The 16,935-nt window shown below is 71.4% G+C and carries 16 protein-coding genes and 1 riboswitch; of the genes, 11 read left to right on the top strand and 5 right to left on the bottom strand.

What is annotated here, in order from left to right:
* Window positions 1–20: 20 nt before the first annotated feature.
* On the top strand, window positions 21–1,004 hold the full coding sequence (locus tag ACH34R_RS01330) for a phosphatase PAP2 family protein (RefSeq protein WP_397559435.1): 984 nt from the start codon (window positions 21–23) through the stop codon (window positions 1,002–1,004).
* Window positions 1,005–1,042: 38 nt separating this feature from the next.
* Entirely contained in the window at window positions 1,043–1,705 is a 663-nt protein-coding gene (gene rpe, locus ACH34R_RS01325) for a ribulose-phosphate 3-epimerase (RefSeq protein ID WP_397559434.1), read from the top strand.
* Here the strand turns inward: rpe and ACH34R_RS01320 are convergent.
* The 5 genes from ACH34R_RS01320 to ACH34R_RS01300 form a co-directional block, all read right to left on the bottom strand.
* The gene (locus ACH34R_RS01320; protein ID WP_397559433.1) at window positions 1,702–2,733 is read right to left on the bottom strand and encodes an ABC transporter ATP-binding protein; all 1,032 of its coding nucleotides are present in this window, start codon (window positions 2,731–2,733) and stop codon (window positions 1,702–1,704) included. The genes rpe and ACH34R_RS01320 overlap by 4 nt on opposite strands.
* Window positions 2,730–3,752, bottom strand: coding sequence for an ABC transporter ATP-binding protein (locus ACH34R_RS01315; protein WP_397559432.1), 1,023 nt, complete (start codon window positions 3,750–3,752; stop codon window positions 2,730–2,732). The genes ACH34R_RS01320 and ACH34R_RS01315 overlap by 4 nt, the downstream gene beginning before the upstream one ends.
* 10 nt (window positions 3,753–3,762) lie before the next feature.
* A complete protein-coding gene (locus tag ACH34R_RS01310; protein ID WP_397559431.1) occupies window positions 3,763–4,740 on the bottom strand; it encodes an ABC transporter permease in 978 nt (325 codons plus the stop codon).
* Between the two features lie 165 nt (window positions 4,741–4,905).
* Entirely contained in the window at window positions 4,906–6,684 is a 1,779-nt protein-coding gene (locus ACH34R_RS01305) for an ABC transporter substrate-binding protein (RefSeq protein ID WP_397559430.1), read from the bottom strand.
* Window positions 6,685–6,737: 53 nt separating this feature from the next.
* Window positions 6,738–7,745 (bottom strand): ABC transporter permease, encoded by a 1,008-nt coding sequence (locus tag ACH34R_RS01300; protein ID WP_397559429.1) that lies wholly within the window; start codon window positions 7,743–7,745, stop codon window positions 6,738–6,740.
* A 412-nt stretch (window positions 7,746–8,157) separates the two neighbouring features.
* A riboswitch (FMN riboswitch) is annotated at window positions 8,158–8,288 on the top strand.
* 116 nt (window positions 8,289–8,404) lie between these two features.
* Here ACH34R_RS01300 and ribD point away from each other — a divergent pair.
* The 9 genes from ribD (at window position 8,405) to ACH34R_RS01255 (ending at window position 16,426) form a co-directional block, all read left to right on the top strand.
* Complete coding sequence (gene ribD / locus ACH34R_RS01295) at window positions 8,405–9,493, top strand: bifunctional diaminohydroxyphosphoribosylaminopyrimidine deaminase/5-amino-6-(5-phosphoribosylamino)uracil reductase RibD (RefSeq protein WP_397559428.1); 1,089 nt, start codon at window positions 8,405–8,407, stop codon at window positions 9,491–9,493.
* Between the two features lie 5 nt (window positions 9,494–9,498).
* Window positions 9,499–10,107 carry a riboflavin synthase gene (locus tag ACH34R_RS01290; RefSeq protein ID WP_397559427.1) on the top strand — a complete coding sequence of 203 codons (609 nt, stop codon included), beginning with the start codon at window positions 9,499–9,501 and terminating at the stop codon, window positions 10,105–10,107.
* Window positions 10,104–10,766, top strand: coding sequence for a nicotinamide riboside transporter PnuC (locus tag ACH34R_RS01285; RefSeq protein WP_397559426.1), 663 nt, complete (start codon window positions 10,104–10,106; stop codon window positions 10,764–10,766). The genes ACH34R_RS01290 and ACH34R_RS01285 overlap by 4 nt, the downstream gene beginning before the upstream one ends.
* Window positions 10,763–11,983, top strand: coding sequence for a bifunctional 3,4-dihydroxy-2-butanone-4-phosphate synthase/GTP cyclohydrolase II (locus ACH34R_RS01280; RefSeq protein ID WP_397559425.1), 1,221 nt, complete (start codon window positions 10,763–10,765; stop codon window positions 11,981–11,983). Before ACH34R_RS01285 ends, ACH34R_RS01280 begins: the two co-directional genes overlap by 4 nt.
* Complete coding sequence (gene ribH, locus ACH34R_RS01275; RefSeq protein ID WP_397559424.1) at window positions 11,980–12,450, top strand: 6,7-dimethyl-8-ribityllumazine synthase; 471 nt, start codon at window positions 11,980–11,982, stop codon at window positions 12,448–12,450. Before ACH34R_RS01280 ends, ribH begins: the two co-directional genes overlap by 4 nt.
* A 209-nt stretch (window positions 12,451–12,659) precedes the next feature.
* Window positions 12,660–13,121 carry a PH domain-containing protein gene (locus ACH34R_RS01270; RefSeq protein ID WP_397559423.1) on the top strand — a complete coding sequence of 154 codons (462 nt, stop codon included), beginning with the start codon at window positions 12,660–12,662 and terminating at the stop codon, window positions 13,119–13,121.
* Between the two features lie 231 nt (window positions 13,122–13,352).
* The gene (locus tag ACH34R_RS01265) at window positions 13,353–14,240 is read left to right on the top strand and encodes an AAA family ATPase (RefSeq protein ID WP_397559789.1); all 888 of its coding nucleotides are present in this window, start codon (window positions 13,353–13,355) and stop codon (window positions 14,238–14,240) included.
* On the top strand, window positions 14,233–15,336 hold the full coding sequence (locus ACH34R_RS01260; RefSeq protein WP_397559422.1) for a VWA domain-containing protein: 1,104 nt from the start codon (window positions 14,233–14,235) through the stop codon (window positions 15,334–15,336). The genes ACH34R_RS01265 and ACH34R_RS01260 overlap by 8 nt, the downstream gene beginning before the upstream one ends.
* Entirely contained in the window at window positions 15,329–16,426 is a 1,098-nt protein-coding gene (locus ACH34R_RS01255; RefSeq protein ID WP_397559421.1) for an XdhC family protein, read from the top strand. The genes ACH34R_RS01260 and ACH34R_RS01255 overlap by 8 nt, the downstream gene beginning before the upstream one ends.
* The last annotated feature ends 509 nt before the right edge of the window (window positions 16,427–16,935 follow it).

Below are 16,935 nucleotides of genomic sequence, written 5' to 3'. Positions count from 1 at the left end.
CCGCTGGGTACGGTGTGGCGGTGGACCTCTTAGAGGAGTTGCACCGGTGGGAGATCGGGCCGGTCCTGTGGGTCCAGGACCTCCCCGGCTGGCTCACCCCGATCATGTGGCTGGCCTCCGCCGTCGGCACGGACGGCGCGGTGCTGGCGCTGCTGGCCACCGTGTACTGGTGCGTCAGCCCGCGGCTGGGCATCCGGCTGGGGGTCGCCGTCCTGCTGTCGGCCGGGCTGAACGCCGTGGCCAAGCTGGTGTTCCACGCGCCGCGGCCCGCCTGGATCGACCCGAGGGTGGAGGCGCTGTCGGGGGAGCGGTCCTTCGGCCTGCCGTCCGGGCACGCGCAGACCTCCGTGGTGGCGACCGGTGTCGCGGCCCGCGTGCTCGACCGCCCGGCCGCCTGGTGGGGCGCGTTCGCGGTGGCCGCGCTCATCTGCCTGTCCCGCGTCCATCTGGGCGTCCATTTCCCGACCGACGTCCTCGGCGGCGTCCTGATCGGAGCGCTGGTGCTGGGCGGCCACCTGCGGTACGCCGGCCGGGTCGGCGCCTGGTGGCGGGGGCGGTCACTGCCGGCGCAGGTGCTGCTGTCCGCCGCGCCGGCGGGCGCGCTGCTGGCGGCCGGGCTCGCCGCCGACGTCTTCTGGCAGGGCTGGACATCTCCGCCCACCTGGGGTTCGGTGAGCCAGGCGGGGCCGTCCGGCCTCACCCGGGTCACCGCCATGTCCGGCGCGCTGTTCGGCGTGCTCGCCGGCGCCTCGGCGATGCGGGCGCTGGGCTGGTTCTCCGTGGCGGGCACCCTGGGCAGGCGGGCGCTGCGCCTGCTGATCGGCGCGGCGGGCGCCGGACTGCTGTGGCTGGCGGCCTGGCCGCTCGGCACCTCGGTGCTCGCGGGCACCTTCAGGTACACCACGGTCGCGGTGTGGATCGTGCTCGGCGCGCCGCTGGTGTTCCTGCGGCTGGGCCTGGCCGTCCCGGAGCGCCGGGAGCAGGCCGCCGTGTCGCCCCGATAGCGCGGAGGCCCGCGCCGGCCCAATAGACTTTTCCCATCATGGCCGTACAGATCTCGCCCAGCATCCTTTCCGCCGACTTCGCCAGGCTCGCCGACGAGGCCGCCGCCGTGTCCAATGCCGACTGGCTGCACGTGGACGTCATGGACAACCACTTCGTCCCCAACCTGACCATCGGGCTGCCCGTGGTCGAGGCCCTGCGCAAGGCGGCCGGCACCCCGCTGGACTGCCACCTGATGATCGAAGATCCCGACCGCTGGGCGCCCGCCTACGCCGAGGCCGGGGCCGGAAGCGTGACCATTCACGTGGAGGCCGCCAAGGCCCCGGTCCGCACGCTGCGCCAGATCCGTTCGGCGGGGGCGCGGGCGGGGCTGGCGCTCAATCCGGCCACCGCGATCGAGCCGTACGCCGACCTGCTCGGCGAGATCGACATGCTGCTGCTGATGACGGTCGAGCCGGGCTTCGGCGGGCAGCGGTTCCTCGACGTCGTGCTGCCGAAGGTGCGCAGGACGCGCGAGCTGATCACGGCGCACGGCGGCCAGGTGTGGCTCCAGGTGGACGGCGGCGTGTCCGCCGAGACCATCGAGCGCTGCGCGGAGGCGGGCGCCGACGTCTTCGTCGCGGGCAGCGCGGTGTACGGCGCGGACGACCCGGCCAGGGCCGTGGACGCGCTGCGGGCGCTGGCCGAGGGCGCCGCCGGCTAGCTCAGCGCCGGGTCGAGCACCACGTCACCGCCCTGGAGGCCGGGTGTCTCGGGGAAGTGACAGGCGGTGAGGTGATCCTCGCCGTTGCCGTCGAGGCGGACCAGCGGCGGCTCCTCGGTCGCGCACTTGTCCTGCGCCTTCCAGCAGCGGGTCCGGAAGCGGCACCCGGACGGCGGGTCGATGGGCGAGGGCACGTCGCCCGCCAGGCGGATCCGTTCGCGGGCGGGCGCGGAAAGGCCCGCCTCGGGCACCGCCGACAGCAGCGCGTGGGTGTAGGGGTGGCGGGGCCGCTCGTACAGCGACTCGCGGTCCGCGACCTCGACGATCTTGCCGAGGTACATCACCGCGACCCGCTGGGAGAAGTGCCGCACCACCGCCAGGTCGTGCGCGATGAACAGGAACGCGATGCCGAGTTCCTGTTGCAGCCGCTGGAGCAGGTTGACCACCTGCGCCTGGATGGAGACGTCCAGCGCGGAGACCGGCTCGTCGGCGATGATCAGCTTGGGTTGCAGCGCGAGCGCGCGGGCCACCCCGATCCGCTGCCGCTGCCCGCCGGAGAACTCGTGCGGGAACCGGTTGTAGTGCTCGGGGTTGAGCCCGACGATCTCCAGCAGCTCGCGTACCCGCGCGTCCCGGCCGCCGGGCGGGTCGATCCCGTTGACCTCCATCGGCCCGCGGATGATGCCGCCCACGGTGTGGCGGGGGTTGAGCGACGAGTACGGGTCCTGGAAGATCATCTGGATCTCCGGCCGGATCGGCCGCAGTTCGCTCCTGGACGCGTGGCTGATGTCCCTGCCCTGGTAGCGGATGGTCCCCGAGGTGGGCTCCAGCAGCCGGGCGGCGAGCCGTCCGGTGGTGGACTTGCCGCACCCGGACTCGCCGACCAGCCCCAGGCTCTCCCCGGCGCGCACGGTCAGGTCCACGCCGTCCACCGCGTGGACGCTCGCGATCCGCCGCTTCACCAGGAACCCGCCCATGACGGGGAAGTGCTTGGTCAGGCCGGAGATCTCCAGCAGTGTGTCCGTCACAGGTGTTCCTTGACCTTTTCCAGGAAGATGTCACGCTTTTGCGCCGGGGTGAGGTAGCAGGCGTCGCCGTGCCCCCGGTGCGGGGACAGTTCGGGGCGCTCCTGCCCGCACAGCCCCGGACCCGCCAGGGCCGTGTAGTCGCAGCGAGGGTGGAACGGGCAGCCGGGCGGTACGTTGAGCAGGCTGGGCGGGGTGCCGCGCACCGGCACGAGCGGGACGTCCACCGGCGCGGACAGCCTCGGCAGCGATGACAGCAGCCCCCAGGTGTAGGGGTGCCGCGGCGAGCCGAGCACCTCTCGTACCGTGCCCCGCTCCACGGCCCTGCCCGCGTACATCACCAGCACCTCGTGCGCGGCGGAGGTGACCACGCCGAGGTCATGGGTGATCATGATGATCGCGGTGCCCATCTGCTCTTGCAGGTCGCGCAGCAGGTCCAGGATCTGCGCCTGCACGGTGACGTCCAGCGCCGTGGTCGGCTCGTCGGCGATGAGCAGGTCGGGGTCACAGACCAGGGCCATCGCGATCATGACCCGCTGCCGCATGCCGCCGGAGAACTGGTGCGGGTAGTCGTCCACCCGGCTCTGCGGCTGCGGGATGCCCACCCGGCCCAGCATCTCGATCGCCCGCTGCCGCGCCTTCGCCCGGCTCGCCCCGGTGTGCTTGCGGTAGGTCTCGCCGATCTGCCGCCCCACCGTGTGGTACGGCGAGAGCGAGGTCAGCGGGTCCTGAAAGATCATCGCGACCTTGTTGCCGCGCAGCCGTTCCAGCTCCCGGCGGCTCGCGCCGATCAGCTCCTGGCCGTCGAGCACGATCTCACCGCTGATGGTGGTGAAGTCCGGGTCGTGCAGCCCGAGGATGGCCAGGTTGGTCACCGACTTGCCGGAGCCCGACTCGCCCACGATGCCGAGCGTGGTGCCCTTCTCGATGTCGAAGGACAGGCCGTTCACCGCGTGGACGACGCCGTCCTCGGTGGAGAAGTCGACCGTCAGATCGCGGACCGACAGGAAGGGGGCAGTCAACGAAGGGCTCCTAGCTCAGCCGTACGCGGGGGTCGATGAACGCGTACGCGGCGTCCACGACGATGTTGAACAGCACGATGGCGGTCGCCGCCACCAGGATCACGCCGAGCAGCATCGGCAGGTCCTGGTTGATCACGGCCTTGATGGACAGCTCGCCGATGCCGTGCAGGCTGAACGTCTGCTCGGTGATGATCGCGCCGCCGAGCAGTACGCCGAGGTCCACGCCGAAGATCGTGACGACCGGGCCCATCGCGCCGCGCCAGGCGAAGCGCAGGAACACGGTCCGCGCGGACATGCCCTTGGCCCGCGCGGTGCGGACGTAGTCCTCGCCGAGCTGTTCCACCATCGACGATCGGGTCATCCTGGTGTAGTTGGCGGTGAAGATGATCGACAGCACCAGCCAGGGGAGCAGCAGCCCGTAGAACCACTGCAACGGGTTCTCCGTCAGCGGCGTGTAGGAGGGCCGCTCGATGATCTGGAGTTGGTCGACCAGCACCCACGTGGCGAGCACGCCGACGAAGTAGATCTGCATGGAAGCGCCGATCAGCGACGCGGAGCTGGCGATCTTGTCGGCCGGGCGGCCCTGCCGGGCCGCCGCGATCATGCCCATGCCGATGCCGAACAGCAGGAAGACCACGGCCGCGCCGAAGGTGAGCGACAGCGTGGTCGGGAAGCGGTCCACCAGCGCCTGGAAGATCGGTTCCTGGTTGACGAAGGAGTACCCCAGGCAGGGCGCGTCACAGTGGCCGTAGGTGAAGTCCCGGCCGGCGAAGATGCCGACCAGCCAGTGCCAGTACTGCAGGAAGACCGGTTCGTCGATGCCCAGGTTGCGCCGCACGATCTCCAGCGTCTCTGGCGTGCAGAGCTTGCCGCAGGCGAACGCGGCCGGGTCTCTGGGAATGGCGAAGAACAGGAAGAACGTGAGCGCGCTGATGATCAGCAGGATCACTGCGGCGCCGAGTATCCGGCGGACCAGGAAGCGGTACATGGATTCTCCGGTGGGCCCACGGCGGGCGGTGGTGGCCCGCCCGCCGGGGATGCGGGTTCACACGGCGGACCGGCCGGCCCGCCGCCCCGGGCGGCAGGCCCGGGCGCGACCGGGACCGGCCGCCTCTGGGTCGCGCGGCGGGCTCGTCGCCGGCCGCGCGAGGGGTCACTGCTTGACGAAGACGTCGTTCGGGTGCTGCTCACCGGTGACCGGGTTGAACTTCACCCCGCCGAGCCCCGAGCCGTACAGACCGAAGTAGGACTGGTAGAACTCGGGGATGATGGGCGCCTTCTCCATGATCATCTTGTCCAGGGCGGCCCACGCCTTGCCCGCCTCGGCCGGGTCGACGATCGCGCTGGCCTTGTCGATCGCGGCGTTGACATCCGGGTCGTTGAAGTGGGAGTAGTTCGGCTGCTGCGCGGCGATCTTACGGCCGTCGTAGGTCAGCGTGATCGCCGTCGAGCCGGTCGGCCAGTCGGTCGCCCAGCCGGACCAGTACACGTCGTAGGGGTTGTCCAGCTTGCCGATCGCGTCGTAGTAGGTGGCGGGGTTCAGCGGCTTGGTGACCACCTTGAACCCGGCCTTCTCCAGGCCCGTCTTGATCGCGACGGTGACCTTCTCCTGGGTGGGGGTCTGGTTGTAGGCGTACACGATCGTCGGGTTGGGCTGGCCCGCCTCGGCGAGCAGCTTCTTGGCCTTCTCCGGGTCGCCCTGCGGCTTGGTCTGCTGGCCGTACAGGTCGAAGGGCTCCTGGCCGAGGACCGTCGGGCTGATGATCGTGCTGGCGAACTTGCCGATGCCCAGCTCGCCGCCCTGCAACTGGCGCACCTGCTGCATCGGGAACGCGCTGATCAGCGCCTGGCGGACCTTCACGTCCTTCACCCGGCTGTTGTTGATGTTGTAGAAGGTGGTGAACGGCGTCAGGCCCTGGACCGTGCGCTTCATCAGCTCGGGGTCGCCGACGACCTGCTGGATCCGCTCGGTGGCGACCGGGTTGTGGAAGGTCAGCGTCTGCTTGTCCGCGCCGTTGTCGGCGATGAACCGGTCGGTGGACTGCAGCGCCTGCACACCGAACTCCATGTGCCACTTGTCCGGGTAGGCGTTCCGGATCGGGTCGGTGGCCGGGTCCCAGTGCTCGTTGCGCTCCAGGTCCATGGACTTGTCGGTGACGTGGCTGACGATCTTGTACGGCCCCGAGGAGAAGGGCATCTTGTCGTACTTCTGCTTGGTGTCGTGCTTCTTGGGCACGGCCCCGTAGCCGGTCATCGCCACGGTGAAATTGAAGTCGGGGTGCGGGGAGTTCAGGTGGAAGACGACCGTCTTGTCGTCCACCGCCTCGATGGTGTCCAGGTGCTCGCCGTCGTAGGGGCCCTTGTACTTCTTGCCCTCGGGCAGCAGCCACTCCTCGGCGTACGGCGGGCCCTCAGGGGTGAAGTCGGCGTAGATGCGCTCGAACGAGTGCTTGATGTCCGCCGTGGTGATCGGCGACCCGTCCTGCCACTTGATGTTGTCCTTGAGGGTGAACTTCCACGTCTTGCCGCCGTCCTCGGTGGTGCCGGCGTCGGTGGCCAGGTCGCCCACGAGCGTGAGGCTGCCGTCCTGCGCCAGCTTGTACTCGGTGAGCTGCCTGGTGAACAGCTTGGACGCGGTCATGTAGTAGTTCAGCCAGATGCGGGCCGGGTCGAGGTGGGTGAAGTCGTCACGGTCGATCATGTTGACCGTGCCGCCCTTGGTCGCCCCGGGCTCGGCCGCGGCGGGGCCCTTGGACTCCTCCGCGGTGCCCACCTTGATCTTGCTGGCCGCCTGGGCGTCCTGCGTCCTGGTCGGCGCGGCGTTGCTGGTCTTCGGCCCGCCCCCGCCCCCCTGCGCGCACGCGGACAGGGCCAGCGCGCCCGCCACCAATGTCGCGACGGCGGTGACCGCCCGCTTGCGTGGATATCTCATCTCGTCCTTCCTTACCGGGAGGTCCTGTCGTTCAGGTCTGGTGGCGCCGGGGGTCACCGGCGGGTCTTGGGGTCGAGCGCGTCCCGGACGGAGTCGCCGAGCAGGTTGAAGGCCAGCACGAAGATCACCAGGGACACGCCGGGGAAGAGGAGGAAGGTGATGTCGTCGCGGTACACCTCCGCGCCGCGCTGGATCAGGCGTCCCCAGTCGGGGGTGGGCTCGATGATGCCGACGCCGAGGAAGGACAGCCCCGCCTCCGCGGTCACGAACGCCGGGAGCAGCAGCGTGGACTGGATGATGATCGGCGTCCAGAGGTTCGGCAGGAGTTCCTTGAAGATGATCCGCGCCGGTGAGGCGCCGGTGATCCGCGCGGCCTCGACGAACTCCCGCTCGCGCAGGGACAGCACCTGGCCGCGCAGCAGGCGGGCGATCGTCGCCCAGCCGAAGAGGGTGAGCACGGTGATCAGCGAGACCGTGCGCAGCCAGACCGGCGTCTCCTCGCGCGGCGACACGAACAGCGACTCCACCACCGGCATGAAGGCGATGAAGAACAGTGTGGAGGGGAACGACAGCAGGATGTCGATGCCCCGGCCGATCAGGTAGTCGGTCCTGCCGCCCACGTATCCGGCGACGAGGCCGACGATCACTCCGATCAGGGTGGTCAGCAGGGTGGCGGCGGCGGCGATCAGCAGTGAGGTCCTGATCCCGTAGACCAGGAGCATGAAGACGTCGCGGCCGAGGCCCGGCTCCAGGCCGAACCAGAATTCGCCGCTGATTCCGCCGTTGGGCAGCAGCGGATAGCCGAATTCGTTGAGCAGGCCCTCGCGCTCCTGGCCGTACTGCGTGTACGGGTCGTTTCCATATGCCATGGAGATGAGCGGGGCCGCCAGTGCCACCACGAAGAAGAACAGCACCACGAAAGCGGAGATCACTCCGGTGCGGTCCCGGCGGAAACGCATCCAGGTGAGCCGGCCCGGTGAGCGTCCGGCGGATCCGGCGTCCGGCGGGCGCCCGCCAGGGTCGGCGGACGCTTCCGGTAGGGCCGGCGCAGGCATGGTCATCGCTGTGAGGACTCCCCGAGTCACGTGCCGGGGACGGACCTCTCCGGCTACGAGGAACCCTTGCAAAACGCCTGGCCGCAAATCAATGGATTGTCACAGGATCAAGATATAAAGCGTGCTTTGTTGTGCAAAGTAAATGGGCTTGTTGTCATCGATGTATTGACCTGGGGCGTTGTGCTGCGGGAGAATCCGGTAAGGCTGTGAATTCAATTTCACGGATTTGTGACACGGCTATGACGTGGCACTGACAATGCGGTGCCATTCTGACCCGCGCGCGAACGCGGCCGGGGGCTCGGCACCTCCGAGGCGCCCCCGAGGAAGATCGTTTCGAGGCGGGTTCGGGTGCCCGATCCTGGCACCACCCCATCCCAGGCGCGCGTTTTATCCCGGCATGGCACACTGAGAGGTGAGCAAGCGTGCTCCGGGGTCGGTGTAATTCCGAACCGGCGGTTACAGTCCGCGACCCGGCCGAAGCCATCGGCCGGTGGATCCGGTGAAATTCCGGTACCGACGGTGAAAGTCCGGATGGGAGGCGGCACGCGGGTGGCGGCGCGCGACGAGCGCGTCCGCTGCCAGACGGATGTGCTGTTGACGCATCCCGTCCACACCCCCGGGGCCCGCCACGGCTCGGCAGCCGATGGCGAACAGGAGGGCCAGGGGTGAGCGACCTCATGCACATGCGCCGGGCGATCGCGCTCGCCGCGGGCGGGCGCGGGACGACCAGTCCCAACCCGGTCGTGGGCTGCGTGATCCTCGACGCCGGAGGCCAGGTGGCGGGGGAGGGCTTCCACGCCCGCGCGGGCGGGCCGCACGCCGAGGTGGTCGCGCTGCGCCAGGCGGGCGAGCGCGCCAGGGGCGGCACCGCCTACGTCACCCTCGAACCCTGTGACCACACCGGCCGCACCGGTCCCTGCTCGCTCGCGCTGCTCCAGGCCGGCGTACGGCGGGTCGTGGTGGCCGTGTCCGACCCCAACCCGGCCGCCGCCGGCGGGGCGGCCCGGCTGCGCGCCGCGGGCGTGGCGGTGGAGACCGGGCTGCTGGCCGAGGAGGCCGAGCGCGGCAACGCCGAATGGCTCACCTTCGTGCGCCGCGGTCGCCCCCACGTGACCTGGAAGTTCGCCGCCACGCTCGACGGGAGGTCGGCCGCGGCCGACGGCACCAGCCGGTGGATCACCTCCGCCGAGGCCCGGGCCGACGTACATCTGCTCCGCGCGCGCAGCGACGCGATCCTCGCCGGTGTCGGCACCGTCCTGGCCGATGACCCCCGGCTCACCGCCCGCCCGCCGCTGGAGCGGCCCTCGGGGCCGCCGCTGCGGGTCGTGGTGGACACCCGCGGGCGTGTCCCGGCCGATGCCGAAGTGCTGTCGCGGGAGGCCCCCACGCTGCTGGCCGTGGCCGAGGACGCCGTGCCGGGGCCGGTGGGGGCCGCCGAGGTCGTACGGCTGCCGCGCGCCCCCGGAACGGGGCTCGACCTGCGCGCCCTCCTGGCTGAACTCCACAAAAGAGACATTGTCGGCATTTTCCTGGAAGGCGGGCCGACCCTCGCGGGTTCCTTCATGAGGGAAGGACTGATCGACCGCGTGGTCGGCTACCTCGCGCCCGCGCTGCTGGGCGACGGGCCCGCCGCGCTCGGCCCCGCCGGGGTGCGGACGATCGGGCAGACCCACCGGCTGGTGTTCGAGGAAGTCGTCAGCGTCGGGCCGGACCTACGGGTCACCGCCCGGCCGGCACCCAGTGAGGAGAACTGAAGGGGATGTTCACCGGAATCGTGGAAGAGCTCGGCGAGGTGGTCGCCGTCGAGCCGCGTGACGGCGCGGCGCGGCTGTCGATCCGCGGCGCGACCGTCTCCGCCGACGCCGCCTACGGCGCGTCGATCGCGGTCAACGGCGTCTGCCTCACCGTCGCCGGACTCGACGGCGACGTGTTCACCGCCGACGTGATGCCGGAGACGCTGCGGCGCAGCACGCTCGGCGGGCTCGGCGCGGGCGACCGGGTCAACCTGGAACGCGCGCTGCGCGCCGACGGCAGGCTCGGCGGCCACATCGTGCAGGGCCACGTGGACGGCACCGGCGTGGTGCTCTCCCGCGAGCCCGGGACCGACTGGCACGACGTGCGCTTCTCCCTCGGCGACGACCTCGAACGCTACGTCGTGGAGAAGGGGTCCATCGCGATCGACGGCGTCAGCCTCACCGTCACCGCGGTCGCCCCGGGCGAGTTCGCCGTCGCGCTGATCCCCACGACCCTGCGGGAGACCACGCTCGGCCTGCGCGCGCCCGGCGAGCCGGTGAACCTGGAGGTCGACGTGATCGCCAAGTACGTCGAGCGGCTGACCGTCGCCCACCGCCCGAAGGCCCGGGCATGAGCGGCGGCACCACATGGGCGACCGCGGGCTTCGAGCTGTTCGGCCAGCACGTCGTCTGGATCGACCTGGTGGGCAACATCGGCGCCCTGGCGACCGTCATGCTGGCCATCCGGCGCACCATCTGGACCTGGCCGGTCCAGCTCTTCGCCTCCTCGCTGCTGTTCGCGGCCTCGATCAGCGCCCACGTGACCGGCAACGCGCTCAAGCAGGCGCTGTTCGCGGCGCTTGCGGTGTACGGCTGGTGGAAGTGGTCGCGTGGCATGCGGGCCGAGCGCACGCTGCCGGTACGCCCCGGCACGATCGCCGAACGGGTGACGCTGATCAGCGTCATGATCGCCGGTACCGGGGTGGTCGCGCTGGCCTTCCACCTGGTGAACCAGAACCTCTTCGAGATCTCCTGGAACCCGCTGCCGGACGCCTACATCTTCGTCGGCAGCGCGGTGGCCACGTTCGCCCAGGGACGCGCGCTGATCGACTTCTGGTGGATATGGGTGCTCGTCGACCTGGTCGGCGTGCCATTGGCCTTCGGCGCCGGACTGGTGGTCTCCGGTGTCGTGTACGGGGTGTTCCTCGTGCTCGTCGCCGTGGGCTTCGTGACCTGGACGCGTGAGTACCGGTCCCGTACCGCGGTGCCGGTGGAGAAGGTGGTGAGCGCATGAGCGACATCAAGATGGACCCGGTGGAGCGGGCCGTGGCCGACATCCGCGACGGCAGGCCCGTCATCGTCGTGGACGACGAGAACCGCGAGAACGAGGGCGACCTCATCTTCGCCGCCGCCAAGGCCACCCCCGAGCTGGTCGCCTTCACCATCAGGCACGGCAGCGGCGTGATCTGCGTGCCGATGCGCGGGGTGGAGCTCGACCGCCTCGGGCTGCCGCTGATGGTCGGCGAGAACCGCGAGCGCATGCGCACCGCTTACACGGTCAGCGTGGACGCCCGCGACGGCGTGTCCACCGGCATCTCGGCCGCCGACCGGGCACGGACCATCCGCACGCTGTGCGACTCGGCGACCGAGCCGTACGAGCTGGTACGGCCCGGCCACATCTTCCCGCTGCGCTACGCCGAAGGCGGCGTACTGGCCCGGCGCGGCCACACCGAGGCCGCGGTGGACCTGGCGGTCATGGCCGGGCTGGCGCCCGCGGGCGTGATCTGCGAAATCGTCAACGACGACGGCACCATGAAGCGGCTGCCCGGGCTGCGCGCGTTCGCCGACGAGCACGACCTCGCCCTCATCTCCATCGAGCAACTGGCCGACCACCGCCGCCGCACCGAGCGGATGGTGACCCGCGTGGCCGAGACCGCGCTGCCCAACCGGCACGGCCAGTGGCGCGCGTACGGCTACGCCAGCACGCTCGACGGCGGCGAACACCTCGCGCTCGTCTACGGCGACCTCGCCGACGGAGAGAACGTCCTGGTCCGGGCGCATTCGGAATGCCTCACCGGCGACGTGCTCGGTTCGCTGCGCTGCGACTGCGGCGTCCAGCTCGACGCCGCCATGGCGGCGATCGCCGCCGAGGGCCGCGGGGTCATCGTCTACCTGCGCGGGCACGAGGGCCGGGGGATCGGCCTGCTGGCCAAGCTCCGCGCCTACAGCCTCCAGGACGCGGGCAGCGACACCGTCTCGGCGAACCTGGAACTCGGCCTGCCGGTGGACGCAAGGGAGTTCTCCAACGCCGCGCAGATACTGGCCGACCTGGGCGTCAAGTCGGTCCGGCTGCTCACCAACAACCCGGCCAAGACGCGCGGGATGGACGGCTACGGCATCAAGGTGCTCGGCCGGGAGCCGATGGAGGCGGCCGTCACACCCTTCAACCGCAAGTACCTGATGGCCAAGCGCGACCGCCTCGGCCACGACATCCCGCAGGAGATCTCATGAGTTCAGGCGGACGTCCGGACGCCCACGCCGTGCCGGCGGCGGGGCTGACGGTGGGGATCGTGGCCGCCCGCTGGCACGAGAAGATCACCGACCGGCTGGTGGAGCGCGCCGTACAGGCCGCCGGCGACTGCGGCGCGACACCGACGGTGGTGCGCGTCGCGGGCGCCCTGGAGATCCCGGTGGTCGCCCAGTCCCTCGCCCGCTCCCACGACGCCGTGGTCGCCCTGGGCGCGGTGATCCGCGGCGAGACCGCCCACTTCGACTACGTCTGCGACTCCGTCACGGCGGGACTCACCAGGATCTCCCTGGACGAGGAGACCCCCATCGGCAACGGCGTCCTCACCTGCGACGACCTCGACCAGGCCACGGCCCGCTCCGGCCCGCACGGCAAGGAGGACAAGGGCTACGAGGCGACGGTGGCGGCATTGGAGACCGCCTTGACCCTTCGCGGGCTGCGGCAGGCGTGAGCGTCCGCGGGCCGGAGGGCCTTCGGGGGTTTCGGGGGTTTCGGGGGCATTCGGGGGAGGCTTTCGGATCGGAGGGCCTTCGGGGCGGGGGTGAGGTGATCCGCGGGACCGGCGGGCGGGTGCGGTAGGTTGCCTTCCGTCTTCGCCACCGTGCGGGCGCGCGCCCACATGGCGGCATCCGAGGAAACGACCCGATGAGAGCGCCGCCGATGCCAGATTTCGTCACTCCGCCCAGCCTGCCCGTCACCTGGCGGCCACGCAGAGGCAGGCTGGTGGCGTACGGCTTCGCGGCGGCTGCGGTGATCGGGGCGCTGATCTTCGCGATCGCGCTCCCCGAGCCGTTCGGCCTCGCCGACAAGATCGCCATGGTCGGCCTCGGCTGCGTCTTCGCCGGGGTGCTGCACCTCCTCGGCCGCTGCCGGGTCGAAGCCGACGACGCGGGGATCACCCTGATCAACGCCCTGCGTTCACACCGCTACACCTGGCCCGAGGTCATCGATGTCACCCTGATCGACGGCGAGCCCTGGGCGAAGATCGACTTCGCCGACGGCTCCACGGTGGGCGCGATGGGCATCCAGGGTTCGGAAAAGGACCGCGCCCGCCGCCAGGTCGCCGAACTCACCGCCCTCATCCACGAGCGCGGCGAAGCCGGCGAACCCCCCTCCCCCTGAGCCGGGACACCGCCCCGCCGCGCCACAAGCCCCACCGACCCCGCCACCTCCGCTCCACAGGAAGGCGGAGGAGTCGGTACCGAATCATGGGTGGTGTCCGGGGCGAGGAGGGGCGCCGGGGGCGGGAGATGGGGTTGTCCACAGGCGACAAGCCGTTGTGCGGCGGGGATGTCCACAGGTCGCAGCGCTTTGGGCGGTGCCCGTGGCGGGCGCGCGTAGCCTGATGTTGTGTTGCGCGCGACGACCACCGCCACCGGGGTCGAGTCCCCCGCCGGGCTCGCCCGGTTGCTCGACGCCCATGCCTACCTCACCGACGACGGCCTGGCCACCGCCTGCTTCCTCGCGCTGCGGATGCGCCGGCCGCTGTTCCTGGAGGGGGAGGCCGGCGTCGGCAAGACCGAGCTGGCCAAATGCCTGGCGGCGGTGCTCGGCGCGCCACTGATCAGGCTCCAGTGCTACGAGGGCCTGGACGCCGCGCACGCCCTCTACGACTGGGACTTCGCGCGCCAGCTCCTCCACCTGAAGGCCGCGGAGGCCGCCGGTGCGGCCGACGCCGCCCGGCTGGAGGGCGAGCTCTACGACCGGCGCTTCCTGATCGCCAGGCCGCTGCTCGCCGCGCTGGAGACCCAGCCCAGCGTGCTGCTGGTCGACGAGATCGACCGCGGTGACGACGAGTTCGAGGCGTTCCTGCTGGAGACCCTGTCCGACTACGCCATCTCCGTGCCCGAGCTCGGCACGATCCGCGCGCAGACGCCACCGGTCGTCGTGGTGACCTCCAACCGCACCCGCGAGGTCCACGACGCGCTGAAACGCCGCTGCATCTACCACTGGCTGGAGCACCCCTCCTTCGACCGGGAGGTCGCGATCCTGCTGCGCCGCCTGCCGCACTGCGGCCAGAGCCTGGCCGCCCAGGTCGCCGGCGTGGCGGGGCGGCTGCGCTCGGCCGGCCTGGTCAAACCCCCCGGCATCGCCGAGACCCTCGACTGGACGGAGGCGCTGCTCACCCTGGGGGCCCGCGACCTCGACCCGGGCCTGGCCGCCGCCTCTCTCGGCGCGCTGCTCAAACACCGCGAGGACCAGGCGTCCGTGCTGCGCGACGGGCTGTTGCGCCATGAGTGAGATCCCCGGCCGCGTCGTGGCCACGCTGACCGGCTTCGCCCGCACCCTGCGGGCCGCCGGGGTGCCCGCCGACCACGAGCGCACCCAGAACATGCTGCGGGCCGCCGCCGCCCTCGGCGTGGCCGACCCCCATGGCCTCTACTGGGCGGGCCGCCTCACCCTGTGCGCGTCCCCCGACGACCTGCCCCGCTACGACAGATGCTTCACGGCCTACTTCGGCGGCCTGCGGCCCGGGGCGTCCCGCGCGGCGCCGCCGGCCATGACCGTCACCCGCCACCTCACGACCCTCGACGGCGACCGGGGCGGCCCCGATCCCCGCGACCCCGGAGAGCCCCAGGCCGTCGCCGCGAGCGACGCCGAACGGCTCCGCCACCGCGACGTGGCCGCGCTGACCGCCGCCGAGCGGGCCGAGATCCACCGGATGCTCGCCCTGCTCGCCGGTGAGCGTGAGCGGCGCAGGTCGCGCCGGTTCGCGCCGGCCCACCGCGGCGTCCTCGACGAGCGGCGCACGATCCGAGAGGGGCTGCGCCGGGGCGGTGAGATCGCCCTGCTGCGCCGCCGGGCCCATCGCCGCCGCCCCCGCGCGGTGGTCCTGCTGATCGACGTCAGCGGATCGATGTCCTCCTACGCCGACACCCTGCTGCGCTTCGCGCACGCCATGGCCAGATCCGAGCCGCGGGCCACCGAGGTGTTCAGCGTGGGCACCCGGCTGACCCGGCTCACCCCGGAGCTGCGCCACCGCGACCCCGACCTCGCGATGACCGCCGCCTCCGCCGCCATCCCCGACTGGAGCGGCGGCACCCGGCTCGGCGAGGAGCTGAAGGAGTTCCTGGCCTCGCACCGGGCGCGGGGCGCCACGGTGGTGATCGCCTCCGACGGGTGGGAGCGCGGCGACGCGGCCCTGCTGGGCGCGCAGATGGCCCGGCTGTCCCGGCTGGCCCACCGGGTGATCTGGGTCAACCCGCACAAGGGGCATGAGGGCTACGAGCCGCTGACCGCCGGGATGCGCGCCGCGTTGCCCTACCTCGACGACTTCGTGGCCGGTCACAGCCTGGCCGCTTTCCAGGACCTCGCAGGAAGGCTCGGACATGCGTGATGTGTTGTCGCAGATCATCAAATGGTGGTCGGCGGGGGAGAAGTTCGGCCTGGCCACCGTTGTCGGAACGTTCCGGAGCGCGCCCCGGCCGCCCGGCGCGGCGATGGCGGTGCTCGGTGACGAGGCGGTCGGCAGCGTGTCCGGCGGCTGCGTCGAAGGGGCGGTCTACGAGCTGGCCCAGGAGGTCACCGCCGCGGGGGAGCCGGTGCTGCAACGGTACGGCGTGTCCGACGACGAGGCGTTCTCGGTCGGGCTGACCTGCGGCGGCATCATCGACGTCCTGGTGGAGCCGGTGTCTCGCGACACCTACCCGGAGCTGGGCGAGGTCGCCGCCTCGATCGCCGCCCACGAGCCGGTCGCGGTCGCCACGGTGCTGTCCGGCCCCGGCCGGGCGGGGGCCCGGCGCGTCGTGTGGCCGGGCCGGGCGTCGGGGTCGCTGGGCACGCCCAGGCTCGATGCCGCCATCGACGACGACGCCCGCGGCATGCTGGCCCAGGGCCTCACCGGCATCCGCCGGTACGGCGCGCGCGGCGAGCGCAGGCTCGACGACCTGTCGGTGTTCGTCCAGTCCTTCGCCCCGCCGCCGAGGCTGCTCGTCTTCGGGGCCATCGACTTCGCCGCCGCCGTCGCGCGGATCGGCAAGTTCCTCGGCTACCACGTCGTGGTCTGCGACGCCCGGCCGGTCTTCGCCACCGAAAAGCGCTTCCCCGAGGCCGACGAGGTCGTGGTGAAGTGGCCGCACGACTACCTCACCTCGGTCACGGTCGACGAACGCACGGTGATCTGCGTGCTCACCCACGATCCCAAGTTCGACGTGCCCTTGCTGGAGGTGGCACTGCGCACCCGCGCGGGCTACGTCGGCGCGATGGGCTCCCGCCGCACCCACGACGACCGGATCACCCGCCTGCGCGAGGCGGGCCTGACGGAGGAAGAACTCACCCGGCTACGCTCCCCGATCGGCCTCGACCTCGGCGCGCGCACCCCTGAGGAGACCGCGGTCGCCATCGCCGCCGAGCTGATCCAGTTGCGCTGGGGAGGTTCGGGGCGGCCACTCACCGACACCACCGGCCGCATCCACGGTGAGATCTGACCTCGGGGCCGGGTGAGCCTGGGCGTCCTCCCGACCTGAAGGCGGCAGGGGAGACCGACCACACGCCGGGTACCGAATCATCGGGCCCGGGATGCCATGAGGGGCCGAGCCGCCGCCTGGGGTGCGCACTGAGTTTCAGACGGGCCCCTGGCTCCAGGACGGCAGCGCCCGTCCTGCCCTACGGGAGCCCCGGTACCGACTCATCCGTCCTCACCCCAGCCCCGGGCGGTACAGGGACCCGAGCCTCCCCCTGGGAGCGGGTACCGACTCATCGGCCCGAGGTGGCTCGAAGGGACCGCACCGCCCGTTGGAGCGCGTACCGAACACCGGCTCGGCCCCAGGTGGCACGACGGGCCCGGTTTTCCCCTGGGGGCGTTTGAGGGGCTGTGCTGTTCCTTGGGGTGTGCTGATCGTTAGGCGCTGCCTTGGGGGTGGACGGTACGGCTCCGTCCTGGTTTGTGGGTGCCGGTACCGATTCATCGGCCCGGGGGCACGAGGGGGCGCGCTGT

Origin of the sequence: Spongiactinospora sp. 9N601 (genome assembly GCF_044326295.1) — a bacterium.
Classification (GTDB): domain Bacteria; phylum Actinomycetota; class Actinomycetes; order Streptosporangiales; family Streptosporangiaceae; genus Spongiactinospora; species Spongiactinospora gelatinilytica.
This window is presented reverse-complemented; position numbering and strand designations above follow the sequence as displayed.

What these genes read in the sequence shown, in the direction of transcription:
- ACH34R_RS01255 (WP_397559421.1), top strand. Translation starts at nt 15,329, where the DNA reads ATGCGTGATGTGTTGTCGCAGATCATCAAATGGTGGTCGGCGGGGGAG.
- ribH (WP_397559424.1), top strand. Translation starts at nt 11,980, where the DNA reads ATGAGTTCAGGCGGACGTCCGGACGCCCACGCCGTGCCGGCGGCGGGG.
- ACH34R_RS01305 (WP_397559430.1), bottom strand. Translation starts at nt 6,684, where the DNA reads ATGAGATATCCACGCAAGCGGGCGGTCACCGCCGTCGCGACATTGGTG.
- ACH34R_RS01300 (WP_397559429.1), bottom strand. Translation starts at nt 7,745, where the DNA reads ATGACCATGCCTGCGCCGGCCCTACCGGAAGCGTCCGCCGACCCTGGC.
- ACH34R_RS01270 (WP_397559423.1), top strand. Translation starts at nt 12,660, where the DNA reads ATGCCAGATTTCGTCACTCCGCCCAGCCTGCCCGTCACCTGGCGGCCA.
- ACH34R_RS01310 (WP_397559431.1), bottom strand. Translation starts at nt 4,740, where the DNA reads ATGTACCGCTTCCTGGTCCGCCGGATACTCGGCGCCGCAGTGATCCTG.
- ACH34R_RS01290 (WP_397559427.1), top strand. Translation starts at nt 9,499, where the DNA reads ATGTTCACCGGAATCGTGGAAGAGCTCGGCGAGGTGGTCGCCGTCGAG.
- ACH34R_RS01285 (WP_397559426.1), top strand. Translation starts at nt 10,104, where the DNA reads ATGAGCGGCGGCACCACATGGGCGACCGCGGGCTTCGAGCTGTTCGGC.
- ACH34R_RS01260 (WP_397559422.1), top strand. Translation starts at nt 14,233, where the DNA reads ATGAGTGAGATCCCCGGCCGCGTCGTGGCCACGCTGACCGGCTTCGCC.
- ACH34R_RS01280 (WP_397559425.1), top strand. Translation starts at nt 10,763, where the DNA reads ATGAGCGACATCAAGATGGACCCGGTGGAGCGGGCCGTGGCCGACATC.
- rpe (WP_397559434.1), top strand. Translation starts at nt 1,043, where the DNA reads ATGGCCGTACAGATCTCGCCCAGCATCCTTTCCGCCGACTTCGCCAGG.